The 18,576-nt window shown below is 58.3% G+C and carries 14 protein-coding genes and 2 pseudogenes; 7 read left to right on the top strand and 9 right to left on the bottom strand.

The window, feature by feature from the left end:
• Nucleotides 1-1,053, top strand: coding sequence for a carbon-nitrogen hydrolase family protein (locus AC07UI_RS06480; RefSeq protein ID WP_494991680.1), 1,053 nt, complete (start codon nt 1-3; stop codon nt 1,051-1,053).
• A 145-nt stretch (nt 1,054-1,198) separates the two neighbouring features.
• Here the strand turns inward: AC07UI_RS06480 and AC07UI_RS06475 are convergent, their stop codons facing one another.
• From AC07UI_RS06475 to AC07UI_RS06460, 4 genes are all read right to left on the bottom strand, one after another.
• Nucleotides 1,199-2,278 carry an enolase C-terminal domain-like protein gene (locus tag AC07UI_RS06475; RefSeq protein WP_494991679.1) on the bottom strand — a complete coding sequence of 360 codons (1,080 nt, stop codon included), beginning with the start codon at nt 2,276-2,278 and terminating at the stop codon, nt 1,199-1,201.
• Nucleotides 2,279-2,280: 2 nt separating this feature from the next.
• Entirely contained in the window at nt 2,281-3,474 is a 1,194-nt protein-coding gene (locus AC07UI_RS06470) for an alpha-hydroxy-acid oxidizing protein (RefSeq protein WP_494991678.1), read from the bottom strand.
• A gap of 12 nt (nt 3,475-3,486) precedes the next feature.
• Nucleotides 3,487-5,073 carry a benzoylformate decarboxylase gene (gene mdlC, locus AC07UI_RS06465; RefSeq protein WP_494991677.1) on the bottom strand — a complete coding sequence of 529 codons (1,587 nt, stop codon included), beginning with the start codon at nt 5,071-5,073 and terminating at the stop codon, nt 3,487-3,489.
• 136 nt (nt 5,074-5,209) lie between these two features.
• Nucleotides 5,210-6,100 carry a LysR family transcriptional regulator gene (locus tag AC07UI_RS06460; protein WP_494991676.1) on the bottom strand — a complete coding sequence of 297 codons (891 nt, stop codon included), beginning with the start codon at nt 6,098-6,100 and terminating at the stop codon, nt 5,210-5,212.
• Between the two features lie 184 nt (nt 6,101-6,284).
• Here AC07UI_RS06460 and AC07UI_RS06455 point away from each other — a divergent pair, with 184 nt between their 5' ends.
• The 4 genes and pseudogenes from AC07UI_RS06455 to AC07UI_RS06440 all read left to right on the top strand — a co-directional run.
• Nucleotides 6,285-7,631: an MFS transporter gene (locus tag AC07UI_RS06455; protein ID WP_494991675.1), complete on the top strand. Its 1,347-nt coding sequence runs from the start codon at nt 6,285-6,287 to the stop codon at nt 7,629-7,631.
• Nucleotide 7,632: 1 nt separating this feature from the next.
• The gene (locus AC07UI_RS06450) at nt 7,633-9,129 is read left to right on the top strand and encodes a benzaldehyde dehydrogenase (RefSeq protein ID WP_494991674.1); all 1,497 of its coding nucleotides are present in this window, start codon (nt 7,633-7,635) and stop codon (nt 9,127-9,129) included.
• Between the two features lie 174 nt (nt 9,130-9,303).
• A complete protein-coding gene (locus tag AC07UI_RS06445) occupies nt 9,304-10,551 on the top strand; it encodes an OprD family porin (protein WP_494991673.1) in 1,248 nt (415 codons plus the stop codon).
• A 232-nt stretch (nt 10,552-10,783) separates the two neighbouring features.
• Nucleotides 10,784-11,413, top strand: a pseudogene (locus AC07UI_RS06440) (M20/M25/M40 family metallo-hydrolase); the annotation flags it as partial.
• A 52-nt stretch (nt 11,414-11,465) separates the two neighbouring features.
• Here AC07UI_RS06440 and AC07UI_RS06435 read toward each other — a convergent pair.
• A pseudogene (locus AC07UI_RS06435) lies at nt 11,466-11,626 on the bottom strand (helix-turn-helix domain-containing protein); the annotation flags it as partial.
• A gap of 241 nt (nt 11,627-11,867) precedes the next feature.
• Here AC07UI_RS06435 and AC07UI_RS06430 point away from each other — a divergent pair.
• Entirely contained in the window at nt 11,868-12,101 is a 234-nt protein-coding gene (locus AC07UI_RS06430; RefSeq protein WP_494991672.1) for a DUF2790 domain-containing protein, read from the top strand.
• A 118-nt stretch (nt 12,102-12,219) separates the two neighbouring features.
• Here AC07UI_RS06430 and AC07UI_RS06425 read toward each other — a convergent pair whose 3' ends face one another.
• The 4 genes from AC07UI_RS06425 to AC07UI_RS06410 form a co-directional block, all read right to left on the bottom strand.
• Nucleotides 12,220-12,612 carry a methyl-accepting chemotaxis protein gene (locus AC07UI_RS06425; RefSeq protein ID WP_494991671.1) on the bottom strand — a complete coding sequence of 131 codons (393 nt, stop codon included), beginning with the start codon at nt 12,610-12,612 and terminating at the stop codon, nt 12,220-12,222.
• Nucleotides 12,613-12,653: 41 nt separating this feature from the next.
• Nucleotides 12,654-14,762 carry a methylmalonyl-CoA mutase gene (gene scpA / locus AC07UI_RS06420; protein WP_494991670.1) on the bottom strand — a complete coding sequence of 703 codons (2,109 nt, stop codon included), beginning with the start codon at nt 14,760-14,762 and terminating at the stop codon, nt 12,654-12,656.
• On the bottom strand, nt 14,759-15,622 hold the full coding sequence (locus AC07UI_RS06415) for a Pnap_2097 family protein (protein ID WP_494991669.1): 864 nt from the start codon (nt 15,620-15,622) through the stop codon (nt 14,759-14,761). The genes scpA and AC07UI_RS06415 overlap by 4 nt, the downstream gene beginning before the upstream one ends.
• 267 nt (nt 15,623-15,889) lie before the next feature.
• Entirely contained in the window at nt 15,890-17,797 is a 1,908-nt protein-coding gene (locus AC07UI_RS06410; protein WP_494991668.1) for a sigma 54-interacting transcriptional regulator, read from the bottom strand.
• Nucleotides 17,798-18,039: 242 nt separating this feature from the next.
• Here AC07UI_RS06410 and AC07UI_RS06405 point away from each other — a divergent pair, with 242 nt between their 5' ends.
• Complete coding sequence (locus AC07UI_RS06405) at nt 18,040-18,522, top strand: MSMEG_0572/Sll0783 family nitrogen starvation response protein (protein ID WP_397452632.1); 483 nt, start codon at nt 18,040-18,042, stop codon at nt 18,520-18,522.
• Nucleotides 18,523-18,576: the final 54 nt, after the last annotated feature.

The raw sequence follows: 18,576 nt of genomic DNA, 5'->3' as shown, positions 1-18,576 counted from the left end.
ATGACCCTACATAAGAAACAGTACAAAGTAGCCGCAGTGCAGGCCGCTCCTGCGTTCCTCGACCTGGAAGCCGGTGTTACCAAGGCCATTGGACTGATTGCTCAGGCGGCGGCTGAGGGCGCCTCGCTGGTGGCTTTCCCCGAAGCGTGGTTGCCGGGATATCCCTGGTGGATCTGGCTGGACTCACCGGCCGGTGGCATGCGCTTCGTCCAGCGCAACTTCGACAACGCTCTGGAGGTCGGAAGTGAACCCTTCGAGCGTCTCTGCAGGGCTGCGGCACAGCACAAGATCCACGTCGTAATGGGCTTCACAGAACGCTCTGGCGGTACCTTGTATCTGGCTCAGGCGATCATTGACGATTGCGGGCGGGTAGTCGCCACACGGCGTAAGCTCAAGCCAACTCACGTGGAGCGCTCAGTCTACGGAGAAGGCGACGGCAGTGACCTTGCTGTGCATGACACTGCCTTGGGTCGGTTAGGTGCCTTGTGCTGCGCGGAGCATATCCAGCCGCTGTCCAAGTACGCCATGTACGCTCAGCACGAACAGGTGCATATCGCGGCCTGGCCTAGCTTTTCGGTATACCGGGGGGCGGCCTTTCAGCTTAGCGCCCAAGCCAATAATGCCGCCTCGCAAGTCTACGCATTGGAAGGTCAGTGTTTTGTGCTGGCGCCATGTGCCACGGTGTCCAAAGAAATGCTCGACGAACTGATTGATTCTCCTGCCAAGGCCGAGCTGCTACTGGAAGGCGGGGGCTTCGCAATGATCTACGGCCCGGATGGCGCACCGCTATGTACGCCATTGGCGGAAACAGAGGAGGGCATCCTCTATGCGGATATCGACTTGGGGGTGATCGGTGTGGCCAAAGCTGCCTACGACCCTGTTGGCCACTATTCGCGCCCTGATGTGCTGCGGTTGCTGGTCAACCGGGAGCCAATGACGCGTGTGCATTATGTCCAGCAGCAGCCGTTGCCGACGACCTCGGTGTTGGCGTTCGGTACGGGAACGGATGCTACCAGAAGCGAGGAGAGCCCAGAAAAGCAAGGCGATAAGTAGAGCTGTTGTAAGTAGACCTGCAACCTCCCGCCAACCCGTTATCCAGAGAAAGCGGGTTGGCGGGAGGTGCTATTTCAAGCATTGCGCAACATGCATAGGTGCTATCACTTCCTTGCTTGACGGTACAGCGTTGCGAGGGGGGACTTCAGACACTGAATTTATCGATCTGCGTTTCGCGCCACACAATCCCGACACCTGGCAAGTCTGGGATCACGGCGTGCCCGTTCTTGAAGGTCAGAGTCGGCTCTATAACAGCTCCTGCGATGTCCAGCCGTTCGAGCCAGTCAGCGGTGGGGGAGACTGCCAGCATGTGTGCACTGAACTCCTGGAACAAGTGGCTGGAAAGCGGCAGGCTGAATTGCTGGGCTAACGCACTTGCTCGGAGCCATCCGGTAACACCACCGACTTTCATGATGTCCGGCATCGCCAGGTCGCAGGCGCCGGCGCTCAGCGCCTTGAACATCTCTTCGGGGCCGAACCAGTTTTCGCCGATCTGAATCGGTATATCCAATGCTTCGCAGATTCGTGAATGACCGACATAGTCGTACTGCAGAGTCGGTTCTTCGATCCAGGCCAAGCCTTCTTGTTGCAGGGCCAGGCCCCGGCGGATCGCTTCGGGCACGCTCAGGCTCTGGTTGTAGTCGACCATGATGGAGAAATCGTCACCTACGGCGCGGCGCATGCTACGAATGACACGCAGATCTTCGACCAGACTGGTATAGCCGATCTTGGTCTTTACCGCGCGAAAACCCGCTTCGGCGGCGTCAACGGCACGTGACGTTGCCAGGGCTTCACCGTCCAGGCTGTGGCTGTCGTAGCTTTTCACTGCCCGTAGATTGCCGCCCAGACACTGTACCAACGGCATCCCCTGGGTCTTGGCCAAGGCATCCCACGCGGCCATATCGATCCCGGCGGCGGCCATTCGCACCAGACCAGTGAAACCCAGCAAGCAAAAGCGCTTGCTGAGCATCTGTTCCAAGTCACTGGGCGCCAAGGGCTGATCGACGATCAGACTGGCCATGTCATCGACCATCTGTTTGAGCGGTTTGAGTGCTACTGGCGTGTAAGCGAACAGGTAGGCATGCCCGGTTACACCAGCGTCGGTGGTCAGATCCAATAGCACCAACGGGGCTGTGGCGACAGTGCCGACAGCGGTATGAATGGGATACGTCAGGGGAACATTCACAGCTCGGGACTTGAGTCCGGTGATCTTGACGGCACACATCTTTAGCTTCTCGCTTGTTCTAGTGGATGAGTCCGGGCGGGTACCAAAATGGCCTGTGCTGGTGCAGGCGGCAGGTCGAGGTATTCGGGCGACAACTGCTCGACGCAAGGGCAACCGATCTGGGCCAGGGTCCGATCGATATCGGCCTTGAGCAGGCGTAACACGTCGTCCACACCGGATTCGCCCCGCGCAGCCAGGCCATACAGAGTGGCGCGCCCCAGCAACACCGCGTCGGCTCCCATGGCCAGCGCCTTGACGACATCGGCTCCGCGACGGAAGCCGCTGTCGATCAGTACCGGGCGGCTAACCTTGCGCACGGTTTCAGCCAGCACTTCGAAGGGTGAGATGGCAGTGTCGAGTTGACGTCCGCCGTGGTTGGACAGAATCACACCGTCGATGCCCTCAGCGATACATCGGGCCGCATCGTCGGCATCCAGCAGGCCCTTGACCAGCAAGGTGTGGGGCCATTTGTCGCGCAGCCAGCGTAACGCCTGCCAATCAAAACTGGCGTCCATCTGCCGACTCATCAGAGCGGCCTGGACCTCCAGGCTGGACGCGTCACTACTGACAAAGTTGGCCAGTTCGGGCATGCCATGGCGCACCAGATCAAGCGACCAGCGCGGATGCAGGCAACCGTCGAGCACTACCCGCGTGGTGTAGCTCATCGGCATCTTGAACTGGTTGCGCAGGTCGCGTTCGCGGTAGCCGTTGACCCCCACGTCGGTGGTCAGCACTAGGGTCGTGTAGCCAGCCGCCAGCGCTCGCTCGACCATCTGTTCGGCCAGGGTGCGGTGGACCACGTAGAGCTGGAACCACAATTCACCATCGCAGCGCCGGGCCAGGTCTTCGATGGACAGGTTGGAGGCGGTAGACAGCACAAAAGGTATGCCCGCCCGGCTTGCCGCACGGGCCAGGGCCAGATCGCCGTCGGGCCACAACGCGCCATTGAGGCCAGTGGGGCCGATCAGCAGTGGTAGTGATTGGCGTTTGCCGAACAGGCTGGCCGAGAGGTCACGCTGGCTGACATCCACCAGCCGCCGGGGCTTGAACCGGACGTTCTGGAACACCTCGCGATTGTGCTGCAGGCCCTGTTCGTCTTCGGCACCGCCTTCAAGGTAATCGAAGACCATTTTCGGCAAGCGCCGACGGGCCAACTCACGATAGGCGGCGACGTTCAACGGAGCATTGTTCCACATGGATGATGCTCCTCAGCTCTGCGGCGCCAATGTGCTGACTTCGATCAGTACCGGGGCGTGCAGCGCCAGAGCCTGATGCAGCGCATCTTCAAGTTGGCCTCGGTCCTGGGCTTTGAACGACTGCATGCCATAGCCCTTGGCCAGGGCGCAGAAGTCGATGCCCGGGACGTCCAGGCCAGGTACATTCTCGACCTCCAGAACCCCGGCAAACCAGCGCAAGGCGCCGTAGGTCCCGTTGTTCATGATGATGAAAATCGTCGGGATGTTGTATTGAACAGCGGTCCATAGTGCGGTGATGCTGTAGTTGGCCGAGCCATCGCCGATCACCGCAATGACACGGCGCTCGGGCTCGGCCAGTTGAACGCCCACTGCCGCAGGCATGGCGAACCCCAGACCACCGGCAGCGGCGAAGTAGTAGCTGCCTGGATTGCGCATGGCCAGGCGTTGCCACATCAGCGCGGTAGTGGAGGTGGATTCGTTCAGGTAAATGGCATTGTGCGGAGCGATTTCGTCGAGCGTGTCGAACACCACCTCCGGGCGCAGCGGGCCTGCGAGCTGTTCCACCGGCTCAGGCAGTGGCAGTGCTGTGGGCATCGCTCGGGAGGAGGGTGTTACGCGCTCGGCCAAGGCGGCGGCAATCAAGCCGACATCGCCAACGATGGCGTCACCCATGGGCGCCCGCGCCGCTTCCAGTGGGTCGCAGGTAACCGCAATCAGTCGCGTACCTTGAGCCAGGTACTGACCCGGATCGTACTGATGGTAGCGAAACACCGGTGCACCGAGCACCAGTACCAGGTCATGACCTTCCAGCAGTTTTCCAATGGCCGCAATGCCTGCCGGCAGCAGGCCACGAAAGCACGGATGGCGCGTCGGGAAAGGGCAGCGAGGCGCCGACGGTGCGACCCACACCGGGGCTTTAAGACGTTCTGCCAATGTTACGCAATGCTTGTTGGCGTTTGCCGCATCGACATCTGGCCCTAGCACCAGCACCGGGTTGCGGGCGTTCGACAGTTGCTCGAGCAGATCCGCCAGAAGGGCATCGCCCGGCAACCCGGCACTGACTACCCGTCGCTCAAGCAAGTGAGAAGATTGTGGATCGGCTTCCCGTTCCCAGTCGTCATAGGGCACGGACAAATAGACGGGCCCGCGCGGTGACATGGAGGCCATATGGATCGCACGACTCATGGCGTGCGGGACTTCCTGGGCACTGGCCGGCTCATAGCTCCATTTGACCAGCGGCTTGGGCAGGTTGGCGGCGTCGACGTTGGTCAACAGCGCTTCCACCCCAACCATGGCGCGGGTCTGCTGGCCTGCGGTGATGATCAGTGGGGAATGAGAGTTCCAGGCATTGCTCAACGCACCCATGGCGTTGCCGGTGCCGGCGGCCGAATGCAGGTTCACGAAACCGGGGGTACCGCTGGCCTGTGCGTAACCATCGGCGATGCCGACCACCACACCCTCGTGCAAACCGAGGATGTAGTTGAAATCCTTTGGAAAGTCCTTGAGGAACGGTAGCTCGTTTGAGCCCGGGTTGCCAAAGACGGTGGTGATACCTTGGCGACGCAGCAGTTCGTAGGTCGTGGAGTGTACGGATGCCATTGCGATGATCTCTCTCAAAACGTCAGCCTCAAAAGTAAGAGGTCGTCTTGAATAGATCAAATAGATGGTTTTTTCGATTAAATATAGATGATATCTATTTTTGTCGGGCTAACCGATCGGCTTCAGCCGCTTGGGCTCAGAGGCCGGTCAGAGTGTCCTTCAACAGCCCACAAAACCAACGTTGGGCAAGGATATCGCTGTCATGGTCATTCCATTGCAGGCTGACTTCGATAGACGGGACGCTAAAGGGTAGCTCCACCACGCGGGTATGGCTGCGAGACGCGAACATGGTCGCCACCCGTGAGGGCAGGGTAACCAGCAGGTCGCTGCTGGAAACAACTTCCGGCAAGACACTGAAGTGCGGCACCCGCAATCGGACTTTGCGTTCGAAGCCTGACTCGCGCAAACGATCCTCCACCACGTGGTGCCCGGTCAATGCGGATACCACCACGTGGTTCTCCTCCAGGTACTGCTCCATCGTCATCGTCGAACCAATGCGTGGGTGGTCCTGACAAACCAGGCACACATAGCGCTCACTAAAAATCAGGTCACAGTTGGCATTGAGCGGTGAGTCGCTGCGGTTACAGATGGCCGCGTCGATCTTTCCGGTACTCAGCCACTCTCCCAGCTTGTCGATGTCAATCTGGATGATTTCCAGCTCGGTATCGGGTGCTTGCGCCTGCAAGGCCTTGAGGATGTAAGGCAGAAAGAACACCTCGCCCAGGTCGGACAAGGCCAGGCGAAAGCCGCGAGTCGAAACCCGTGGGTCGAAGTGGCTGGTCTGGGCAATGGCCCGCTCGATCTCCGACAGTGAGTAACGGAATTTGGCATATAGCTGCGTGGCCAGGAATGTGGGTTGCATGCCGTCCCGGCTGCGTTTGAACAACGGTTCGTTCAGCAATGTACGCAGGCGAGACAACGCGTAACTCACAGACGGCTGGGTCACATGCAAGCGCTCGGCGGCGGCGCTGACGCTGCCGGTTTCGAAAATCGTCACAAAGACCCGGACCAGATTGAGGTCGATCACGGCCACTCCAAATATAGTTTGTATTTATATTTAATCGAAAAATCTATCTATTTGATCTATTCGGATTCTATCCATATCGTCTGGAAACGCAAACGAAGTAGTCCTGCACTGCTTCGTAAAACTTCCGGACAGCGCACTGCCAAGTCCCGCTGCCATGGCCATGACAATAATAAGAGTAACGTGTATGCGCTCAATTAATGCATTGGAAGTCGTCAACTCTGCAAGGCTTAATCGGTTCCACTACCTGCTGGTTTTCTGGTGTTCATTCATCATGATGTTCGATGGCTACGACCTGGTCATCTACGGTTCGGTGCTGCCACGTCTGATGACCGCGTGGGCGTTGACACCCGGTGAAGCGGGCATATTGGGCGCCAGCTCCATGGTCGGGATGATGTTTGGTGCAGTCACCCTGGGCACCCAGGCCGACCGCTTCGGCAGGCGTCGCATCATCCTTTTCTGCGTTGCCTTGTTCAGCCTGGCGGCGCTGTCCAATGCCTTTGCCACCGACGCCACCAGCTTCGCCTTGTGCCGTTTCCTCACAGGCGCAGGGCTGGGAGGCGTTGTGCCCAACCTCGTGACCATCCTCAAAGAGATGTCGCCGGGTTCATGCCGCAATCGCCTTATCAACTTGATGCTCAGCTTCTTCGCCATCGGTGGGCTGCTTTCCGGCCTGGCTGGTATCTATCTGATCCCGCACCTGGGTTGGCATTCGCCGTTCTACGTCGCGGGCCTGTCGTTTTTGTCCCTGCCATTGCTCTACAAGACCCTGCCCGAGTCGGTGGCCTACCTGCTGCATCGTAACCGCCAGGAGGAGGTTGCCAAGATGTTGCGTCGGATCAACCGGGATCACAATCCCGTTGGCGCGGTGACCTATGTGTTGGAGTCGGCTGCTGACGCGGGCGCTGGCAAAACGTCGCTGTCGGCGTTGTTTGGCAATGGCCGGGGGTTCAGCACATTGATGCTGTGGTTGAGTTTTGGTATGTGCATGCTGATGGTCTATGGCCTGAACACCTGGCTGCCGAAGCTGATGAGCAGCGGTGGCTATCCATTGGGCTCCAGCATTGTGTTTCTGGTGGTGATGAACGTCGGTTCCCTGATCGGCACCTTGATCAGCGGCGTGCTGGCCGATCGTTGGGGTTGCAAAGCGACACTGGCGCTGTTCTTCGCCTTGGCTGCCGTATCCATATCGATGTTGGGCATCAAGCCGGACGCGACCACGCTTTATGCCTTGTTGCTGATCGCAGGCGGCTCAACCGTGGGCTGCCTCTCTGTAGTTCATACCCTGGCCGCCGATCTTTATCCATCCCGGGTTCGTTCCACCGGCGTCAGCATGGCTGCTGCAATTGGCCGTTGCGGCGCTGTGGCAGGGCCATTGCTGGGAGGCTTTCTGTTCAGCCTGAGCTTGCCCTTCGAGCACAATTTTCTGGTCTTTGCTCTTCCTGGAGTGATCGCGGTAATTGCTGTGCTGTTGGTCTCACAGAAGTCCGCTGAGCTTCCCTTGGCACACACTCGCCCGACGGAGAATGTCTGATATGGCTATCGCCAACCTTCAAAATCAATACGCGTCTATCGCCGAATTTATTGACGAGCAATGCTGGAAAGCACGCTTTTATCCTGGAACCTGGCAATCGGCCGAGCACGAAATGCAGGTAAATGAGCCTGCCACCGGTGAGCGTCTGGCAACCGTAGGGATTGCCGGTGCGGCGGACGTTGCCCGCGCTGGGCTGCGCGCCAGGCAAGCCCAGTCGGGTTGGGCGGCCACGTCTTTCGATCAGCGCGCGGCGATACTGCGAGAGGCGGCGCGACTTCTGCAGCAGGAAGCCGAGAGCTTCATCGAATGGAATATCCGTGAGTGTGGCGGCGCTCGTTTCAAAGCCGAGTGGGAGCTCAATGTTTGCGTCGAGCAGTTGCAGATGGCCGCTGCCATGCCAATGCAAGCCAATGGCGAAGTGTTCCCCTCGAGCATGCCAGGGCGAACCAATATCTGGCGTCGGGTGCCGATGGGGGTCGTTGCCGTCATCTCTCCCTGGAATTTCCCGTTGCTGTTGTCCTTGCGCTCGATTGCGCCGGCGCTCGCCCTGGGTAATGCGGTGCTACTCAAACCCTCGGAATTCAGCAGCGTGACCGGCGGTCTGCTGCTGGCACGCTTGTTCGAACTGGCGGGTGTGCCGCAAGGGGTGTTCCAGGTGCTTCCCGGTCTTGCAGAAACCGGTTCTGCACTGGTCAGCGACCCTTCAGTGAAGATGATTGCCTTCACCGGTTCGACGGCTGTGGGGCGCAGGATTGCCGAAACCTGCGGCGCACTGCTCAAGCGGTGTTCGCTGGAACTGGGAGGCAACAATGCCCTGATCGTTTGCCCTGACGCAGACCTCAATGCGGCCAGCTCGTCAGGTGCCTGGGGCTCGTTCCTGCACCAAGGGCAGATCTGCATGCAGGCAGGAAGGCACATTGTCCATCGCAGAGTGGCCGCGGCCTACACCGAGAAACTCAGGGAAAGGGCAGAGCGTCTTGCCTGTGGGAATCCCTTTACCCAGGCCGTGCAACTTGGACCACTGATCAACGCCCAGCAGCGCGATCGCGTACATGGCCTGGTACAAGACGCCATCCGCCAGGGCGCGACGTTGGTCACAGGAGGGGAATACCAGGATCTGTGTTACCGGCCAACCGTACTGATCGACGTTACGCCGGAAATGCCGGTGTTCAAGGACGAAATTTTCGGGCCGGTCGCGCCCATCGTCCTGTACGACGATATCGAGGAGGCCTTGGCGCTGGTCAATGCGTCGCCATACGGATTGGCGGTTGCCATTCATACCGCCAATGCCACGCGCGGCTATGAATGGGCAGGGCGTATTCACAGCGGCATGGTGCATGTGAACGACCAGACTGTTAACAACGAATTCCAGGTGCCTTTTGGCGGCATGGGGGCTTCCGGTTACGGCGGTCGTTACGGTGGCCCGGCGAACTTTGATGAGTTTACCGAGCGTCAGTGGGTCAGCCTGATGAACGATCCAGTCCAATACCCGTTCTAGCGCGCTTTCCTGTCGCTTGGGGGGGGCGGCGCAATCGCTGCGATTGCGCCCTTTATACAGCCCTTTATACAAATGCATGAGTGAGTCCGGCGAAGCCTTGCGCTATTTGCAGGGGAGCGGCTGTGCGCTGCATTTCAGTTTTTGCAGAACAACAATAAGAAAGGAATATGCGTCATGAAAGCTTCTGTTCGTCTTGGTACTTTGGGCTCTTTATTGACCTTCGTAATCGCTCCCGCAGTGAAGGCAGATGCCCTGGAGGACAGTCATCTCAACCTCGGCTTGCGCAACTTTTACGTCGACAGGGACTTCAAGCAGAGCAATGCCCCCAAGTCTCGTGTCGGCAGTTGGAGCCAGGGCTTCGATTTGCAATTCAAGTCGGGTTATACCGATGGCCCGATCCAGTTTGGCCTGGACGCCGCCGGACAGTTTGCCTATCGGCTCGATGGCGGTGGAGGGCGGGGGCCGGACACCGTGTTGCCCTTCGATAACAGCAAGGGCGAACCGGTTCGTGACTATGGTCGTGCCGGCCTGACCGCCAAAGTGCGGATGTCCAACACCGAAGTCCGCGTGGGCGAGCAACGCCCAACCTTGCCTGTGGCCTACATGGACGACTCCAGGCAGCTGGTCACCACCTTTGAAGGGGCAACCATTGAGTCCCGGGAGTGGTCGAAACTGACCTTGAACGCCGGTAGGTTCTGGAAGATTGCCACGCGCGAATCGTCCAATCGGGAGGACATCTTCCTGTTCGGTGACAGTCCTGCCCAGAGCAGCGACGGACTCAACTTCGCCGGTGCACGTTACGACTTTACCCCTGCGCTAAACGCCACCTATTACTTCGGTCAACTGGAAGACATCTACCAGCAACATTACCTCGGGCTCGCGTACACCTTGAATTTTAGAGACGGTTATAGCCTCAAGAACGATGTCCGTTACTACAACAGTCGCGAGGAGGGGAAGCAGCTGTCGGGTGACCTCGATAACCGATCGCTGGGCCTTATGACGGCGCTGAGAAAAGGAGGAAACACCTACACGCTCGCTTATCAACGCATGTTCGGTGACGACGCCTTTCCATTACTCAATGGCTACGCGCCGCAGCCTTATCTGGTGAACTGGTCGACCGTCGCTTTCTACAAAGCCAGCGAGCGCTCCTGGCAAGCGCGTTATGACTACGATTTCGCCGCGCTGGGTGTTCCGGGCCTCAAGTTCATGACCCGCTATCTACGCGGCGTCGACATCAACCGTGGAGCTAACCTTGCGGATAACGTCGAGAGCGAACGCAACTTCGTCATGTCTTATGTGGTTCAGAGTGGTCCGCTTCAAGGGCTGGGTTTCGAGGGGCGCAACATCAAGGTGAAGACGCGCTATGGTGCCGACTTCGATGAGAACCGGCTGATCACGACTTACACATGGAAGTTCTGGTAGGCATAACTGTGTTGTCGATCGGCAGATGATCGCCGGTTCTCCCGCGGGCTGCCGATCATCCCTTCACGAGGCTGCGCTTGATCCACTCGTAAAGGCTGGCGCCGTCTGCCGAAAGTTCACTGTTGGAGCGCCGGCACAGGTAGCACTGCCGGCCATCATCGACTTCCAGATCAAGAGTTTCACCAGCTCGCCACTGGCGACATGAGGCGCCACCAAGGGCTCGCGCAGCAGTGAGCAGCCAAGGCCGGTGAGGGTGGCGGTCAGCGCCAATTGGCCGTCCTCGAGTAACAAACCGTTGAGCGCCGTGGTGTTCGACCTCGACTACGGCCTGCCACGGGTCGATAGAGAGGGCGTCAGCCTCGGTCAGGCTCTACAGCAGATCGGCTATGCCGGCGCTCATCTAGTGGACGGCCAGGCGGTGCATGCGGCGTTCGAGCTGCATATCGAGCAGGGGCCGATCCTTGAGGCCCAGGGCTTGACCATCGGCGTGGTCACCGGTGCTCAGGGCCAGCGCTGGTATGAAGTCGAACTGATTGGGCGCAGCGCCCATGTGGGCCTGCAGCACAGCGTTAAACAGATCTTCCAGTACGCACCCATTGCCTTTGACAGCGAATGCGTCGAGGTGGTCCGGGCCTCCAGCGAAGCCTTGGGTTACAGCCATCGGCCGATGATTTCCGGTGCCGGACACGACGCCTTCTACCTGAACCGCGTGGCACCGATAGCGATGATTTTCGTGCCTTGCGTGGACGGCCTCAGCCATAACGAAGCCGAGGAAATTCATCCCCATTGGGCCAAGGCCGGAGCCGACGTGCTGTTGCAGTCGATATTGGCCAAGGCTAGGGTCTGGCCGTCAAGGGGATAATCTTGCCCGTTTCGAGCGTTTGAAGTATCAGCATACTTGCCATGGTCTTCCACCTTGCGGGCAAAACCCGATGCTCTAGAAAGGCTGCTGCCAATACCTTCAAGCCTTGGCGATTTTGGACAGCACTTTGATGGAGCGCACGCTACGACCGGACTCGATCTGCGACGGCATTGCCCGGCTCACACCGCACTGCCGGGCCAAGGCGTCGAGAGTCTTTTGCCACTAACCAGTCGAGATACCTGCGCAGTCGAAAGTCTAGGGCATTAGCCGTGACGGTGAAACTTCCAGTCTCCTCGACTCGGACAAATAATCTCATGCAGTTATGCAAGTCCATAGTTTTCCCAGCGGTGCAGACTGTTGCGTCTTTTGTAAGGCTGTATCAATTAACGTCCCCTTTATCGAAACCAACACAGGATTAGAATTGAGCCATCACCAAATGAGAGGAGAAGACACGATGAAAATTTTACTCGGCGTAATTCTGGCGATCACTGCTACTGCAGCGATGGCAGCCAACGAACCTGTAGATCAGTATCGCGGTGACCAAAATCTGGACATCGCCAAAGTGATTTCTGTAACACCAACGTCAACGGCTTGTGACGTGGTACCTGCAACGATGGTCTACATCGACCATCAGGGCGAAACCCATAGCGTGACGTATCAGGTGATGGGCACCTGCTCAGGCGCTTAACGTATTGAACAGCCCCACTTTTCAAGTGACCATTCGGGTTGCTTGTGTCGCTAATTCATGGAAGCTCGCTAACCACTGCATGATGCACTCCATGACTTCGACCCTTGCTATGGCGCTGCTACCCACACAGTTCACCCAATGACTGTAGCGCAGTCTCGTCCGTTGTCATGCCCAGCCGAGTCGAATCGGTTAGCAGTTCGATCCCTTGATGCGTGTTGTCTGCCGGCTTCTCCAAACCGGTAGCTATCTGACGAATCTGAAAGCTGGAGTCTGCAGTTTGTCGAGATAGATTTCGAACTTCATCTGCGACAACAGCAAATCCACGACCATGATCGCCTCCTGCGATCTCTAATGAGACTGTGGGCTGTCGGTGATAGAGCACTGTTACGACCAGCAGCAAAATGTTGATGGGGGCTGCATACAACAACTTAACGCTGTCGAATTCAACCATCAGAAAGACGCCCGCACCCGCTAATACCATTAGCAATGCACCCCAAACCTTGCAGGTCATAACCGAACAACATGCTCTTGTCGACCAATGGATTATTCAAATCAAAGAGTCGGCCACTCTTGGGATGAAATCCTCCGATACCGAGCGCTAAAACAAGTGTCGAGCAGATCGACTAGCTGTTCAATGATTTCAATCACATCCTGGCCAGGGCCGAAACATGCCTTGACCCCTAAATCCAGCAATCGACGCGCGTCAGCATCTGGAATGATTCCCCCCACAACCATCGGTATGTCGAGCTTGCGTTCGCCCAACAGATCTATCAGCTCAGTGAGTAACTCGTTGTGTGCCCCAGCCAGACTCGAAATACCAACCAGATCCACCTGGTTTTCTTCATCCAGTGATTCCAGTAACCGAACCGGCGTCTGGAACATGGGGAGAAGGCGCACCTCGAAACCGGCATCGGCCAGCGCTGCGGCGATCAGCCGAATTCCGCGGTCATGCCCATCCTGGCCCAGCTTGGTCAGCAGAACCCTGGGCGGACGGCCATGGTCAGCGACAAAGGTCGAGATGCGCCCGCATACCTGCGTCCAGTCCGGGCGCTCACTCACAGCCGGTCCATAGTGACCTGCGCGAAAATCCAGGTCCTGCCTGAAGCGTGGCCATACCTTTTCCAGTGCCTGGGTACATTCACCCAGCGTCGCCCGCGCCCTGATCGCAGCCACGGTTGCCGCCAGCAGGTTGCCCTGACCCGAGCGTGCGCACTCGGTTATCGCTTGCAACAGGGTTTCAACCCGTGGGGTGTCGCGTGTCAGGCGCAATCGGCTGAGACGTCGACACTGTCGGGCGCGCAGTGCCTGACTGTCCATTGCCAACGCTGCTTCCTCCACAGCTTGCGCCTGTGCACTTGAAGCAACACGCCGCTGAATACCGCCATCAAGTCGGGCCTCGGTCGCCATGGCCTGAAGATGGATGGCCTGGCTGATCCAGCCGGACTCTATTGACTGGAGCATCCCGCCCTGGGCATCAATCTCAGTCATCCGTTGGCGAACCTGCTGAGCCATTTGTGCCGTCAGGGATTCCATCATGTAGGACCCGGCCCAGGGATCGACCACATCACAGAGCCCGGTTTCCTGCTGAAGGATATGTTGGGTATTGCTGGCCAGCCTTGCCGACTCCTCACTGGGTAGCGTCAACGCCTCGTCCCAGGCATTGGTATGCAGCGACTGGGTACCGCCGAATACCGCTGCCATGGCCTGGACTGTTGTACGCGTGACATTGTTGAGTGGATCCTGAGCGCAGAGCGACCAGCCTGATGTCTGGCAGTGCATGCGCAGTGCCTGGCCTTTCTCACTCCGCACGCCCAGATTCCGGGTGATCTCGAACCAGAGCAAACGGGCCGCACGACACTTGGCGACTTCGGTGAAAAAGTCGCTGCCTATGCCGAAGAAAAAACTGATTCGTTCACAGAATCTTTGCAGATTCAGGCCGCTGTTTTGCACGTGCTCGGCATAGGTCCTGGCGTTGACCAGCGTCAGTGCCAGCTCCAGTACAGCATCTGCACCAGCTTCCTGGAAGTGATACCCGGACACCGAAATCGGGTTGAATCGCGGCAGGTGTTCACCTAAGTAGCCAATAACATCCGTGGTTATACGCATAGAGGGTTGTGGCGCAAAAATGTAGGTGTTGCGCACCGTGAACTCTTTGAGAATATCGTTCTGGATAGTGCCACTGAGTCGCTCTGAAGCGACGCCGGATTCTTCGGCGGCGACGATAAAGGCCGCCAGCACGGGCAGCACTGCGCCGTTCATGGTGAGTGACACCGACACCTCATCCAAGGAAATGCCGTCCAGCAGTTCAGCCATGTCCTCTACGCTATCAATGGCGACGCCTGCCTTGCCGACATCGGCCTGCCATTGAGCATCACTGGAGTCGTAGCCGCGATGCGTCGGCAAGTCGAAGGCCAGTGATAAGCCTGTTGCGCCCTCGGCTAAACGTTGCCGCAGGCGCTGGTTGCTGGCGTCCGCTCCCGCGAACCCAGTGTACTGACGCACGGTCCAGGGTTTTTCCGGGTACATGCTCGAGTAGGGCCCGCGCACAAAGGGCGCTTTGCCTGGCAGGCTGTGCAGGTGTTCAAGACAGTCCAGGTCACTGCTGTGATACACCGACTTGAGTCGCAGGCCTTCGGGCCGCCAGAGAGGAGGATGGCTCATGGTCGGCTGCAGTCCGAGAGATGGATTTTCCGGGTGAAAACGTCAGCCAGTTTGAAGAGATCGCTGCGCCGATAAACTTCACACCAGTGCAATTCGCGATTGGCTGGCTGACCAGGGTGCAGTCTGAGCTGCAAGCTGTCGTTGATATTGAGATTGCCGTAGAAATGCAGCTCGCGCCGACGAATGTGACCGGGGCGGCGCAATCCCAATAGGGCCCATTCCGCACGCTCGACCATGGCCTGGAAGTTGGCGAAGTACAGCAGGTTGGCACCGTTGAAGTCGACATCGGGGCAGGGCGTAAAATCGAACAGACGCGCCGCTTCACCTGATTGACGATCAATGCCGTAATGACGGTGCCAGTCGTCGGTGCGTATTCGCCGGCTGTCGGTATGCAGTTCATGCAACACGTCAGGTGGCTGCGTCACGGGTGCCTGAGAGCCCCTGAGACACGCTTTGTTGACACTGCGATTGTCGCCCGGCACATGCCGGCTGACGAAGGTCGACAGCAATGCCAGTTGCCCCACGAGGCGGTCGCCAAGTCTGACCTCATGCTCGCTGTAATGCCGGGCCTGCCCACCACGTCCGATCCGGGTATGGATCTGGAACGGGCGGTTCTCGACGATGGCTTCCAGCTTCAAGTCCCACATTTTTACGGCGGTGAACGCGGCATAGGCGATGCGCCCCTGCTCATCGACGAAATCAGGCAGAGGCCGATTATGCAGTTGGGCCAACGCGAGCCAATGTTGATGACCACACTCTTTCAACAACCAGTTTTCCGAAAGGCCGGTGAAGGCCAGATTGGGCATCGAAGCCAGGTAGGTTTCTTGACGTGTGACGGTGAAAGCGGAGGCTGTCGGCATGGTAGGCATCCGTGATCTGCTGTTATCGATGGCCCGCTGGGCGTATCGGTTGCAGTACACAGGAGCGAAGGTCGTGCCAGCTCTTTGCGGTTTTTTATGCGCGAGCTAACTCGTTGATAAACAACAACTAATTTGTCATATCTGGCACTGCGAGGCGGCACTGACGCCGTGGCAGAACTACGTAATTGCGTAGAAATACGAATATTCGTAGAGGGTTTCACGAGATTGCGTGGCCAGCTATGTGGCATAGCCAGGGGCCCGATCGAATCATTCCTCCAGCTTGATCTCCAGTCGCTTGAACCTCGAAGCCAGTGTCGTGGGTTTGAGGCCCAGCAGTTCGGCTGCGCCGCCTTTGCCAAACAGTTTGCCGTCGGCGGCCTTGAGCGCGGCCTGCATGTTGCTGCGCTCCAGCTCACGAAGCTGGGCGTCAGTCATGATTACGGATGAGGGGACGGGAAACTGAGTGACGTGGAGGCTGGTTTTCGGTTCCTCAGGCAGATCCAGGTTCAGGTCGGCACCGTTCGAGGTGATCAAGGCACGCTCGATGACGTTTTGCAGCTCGCGGATATTTCCCGGCCAGGAGTAGTTCTGCAGTCGTTCGATATCAGTGTTGCGCAGACGACGCCCGGGCATGTTCAGGCGCTTGCCGGTCTGCTTGAGGAAATGCGCAGCGAGGGGCGCGATGTCCATGGGGCGATCACGTAGCGCGGGAGACTGGATAGGGAAAACGTTGAGCCGGAAATACAGATCTTCGCGAAAATGCCTGGCTGCGACTTCCTGGCGCAGGTCGCGGTTGGTCGCAGCAATGATCCGCACATCGACCTTGCGGGTACGTTCTTCACCGACCCGCTCGAACTGGCCCTCCTGCAAAACCCGCAGCAGTTTGCTTTGCAGTTCCAGCGGGATTTCGCCGATTTCGTCGAGAAACAGCGTGCCGCCATCGGCCAGCTCGAAGCGCCCGACACGATCGCGAACGGCGCCGGTAAAGGCGCCGCGGATATGCCCGAAGAACTCGCTTTCGAACAGTTCGGTGGGAATCGCCGCGCAGTTGACCCGGATCAGCGGGCTGGCGTTGCGGCGGCTGGCCTGATGGATCGCACGGGCGATCAGCTCCTTGCCGGTGCCAGACTCGCCGTTGATCAGCACGCTGGCGTCGGTGGGGGCGACCACGTCGATCTGCTTGATGATCTTCAGGATCGGCTCGCTCTGACCGACGATCTCGCGGAAGTTGTGTTCAATGTGAATCTCTTCCTGCAAGTAGGCGTTTTGCTCCTCCAGGCGTTGCTTGAGGACTTTCAACTCTTCCAAAGCGTTTTGCAGTTGGTTCTCTGTGTTGCGCCGTTCGGTGATATCCCGAAATACCACTACTGCACCTGCGATGCGGCCGTCGGAAATCACCGGCGTGCTCGTGAACTCTACTGGAAACGAGCTGCCGTCTCGGCGCCAGAACACCTCCTGACGCCCTTCATGGACTACCCCGTCATGCACGGCTTTGTAGATCGGGCAATCTTCCACCGGGTAGTGACTTCCATCGGCGTGGGTGTGGTGGTGAATGCGGTGGATGTTCTTGCCGATCATGTCTTGCGGTTCCCAGCCGAGCATTCGCGCCCCGGCGGGGTTGACGAAGGTGGCCAGACCGTCGCTGTTGATGCTGTAGATGCCGTCGCCCACCGAGCTGAGCAGCAGTTGGTTGTCGCGTTCGGTTTCCTGGAACAGGTTGAGAATGTTGCGCCATTCGATCAGTCCGCCGCGCATGGTGCGCTCGGTATGGGCCTGGTCGCGCTGGTATTTCTCATGGCTCAGCTCGCGTAGCACCAGAATAAGATGCTGCTCACCCTTGATCTGCAAGGTGGTGGCGGAGATCTCCAGCTCGATGCGTTCGCCGGTCTTGCAGTTGCAGCTCAGCTCTTCGGTCCAGCCGCGACCTTTGTCCATCACAGCCTGGGTGAACACGATCAGGTCCGCCAGTTGATGGCCGAACAGTTTGCTCACCGGCAACTCCAGCAACTCCTGGCGCGGGTAGCCCAGCAGCTTGCAGGCGGCGATGTTCAGGTCGCCCAGTCGATCGGAAAACGGATTGAGCAGGGCAATGGCCTCAGCGCAATGCTCGAACACCATATGTCTTGAGGAGTAGGCCAGGTCGGCCCAGCCGCTGAGGGAATCTGTTTCGTTCATGGGTACGAAATCTCGTGATTGGCCGCTACGAATGTTCGTATTTCTACGGGAATGCGTGATTCACCGATAGCATCAGATGCGTTATAAAAAACCGGATCAGATAAGTATCTTTAACCTAATCAATAACTTAGCTTTTAACGAAATTTAATTTTATTTCCTGGCACGGCGTTCGCTCTATCTCCTGCAACCCGGCAGCCAACTCAGGCCGCCGTTAAAGCACGAAGAAACTGGAGAGCGACACTATGCCAACCGTGGATATTCCCCATTACAAAGACGGCGACTTCCTGGTCAATTACGAAGAGAAAGTCTTCGAGGACGTCAAAGCCGAGCCCGGCGAGAAAGTCCTGATCACCTTCCACACCATCGCCTTCGAGGGCTCCATCGGCCTGGTCAATATGCTTCAGGCTAAGCGACTGCTGCGCAAGGGCTTCGAAACCAAGATTCTGCTGTACGGACCTGGCGTGCAACTGGGTGTGCAGCGAGGTTTCCCGACCCTGGGCGCCGAAGCTTTCCCCGGCCACCTGGCGGTGAACAAGCAGATCATTCAGTTCATGGAGGAGGGCGGTGAGGTTTACGCCTGTCGCTTTGCCCTGCAAGCCCTTTATGGCCAGACCGAAAAGGCCTTGATCGAAGGCATCCGTCCAATCAATCCGCTGGACGTGATGGACCTGCGCCTGCTGATGCGCCGTGAAGGCGCAATGATCATCGATACCTGGACGGCCTAAGCGTCTGCCGGAGCAAGCACCCACTTGCTCCGGTCGCCCTCAATTTTTCAGGAG

This window comes from Pseudomonas sp. GW821-FHT04C07, from assembly GCF_059420325.1.
Note: the sequence above shows the minus strand (reverse complement) of the source record. Positions and strands in the feature narration are given on the sequence as shown.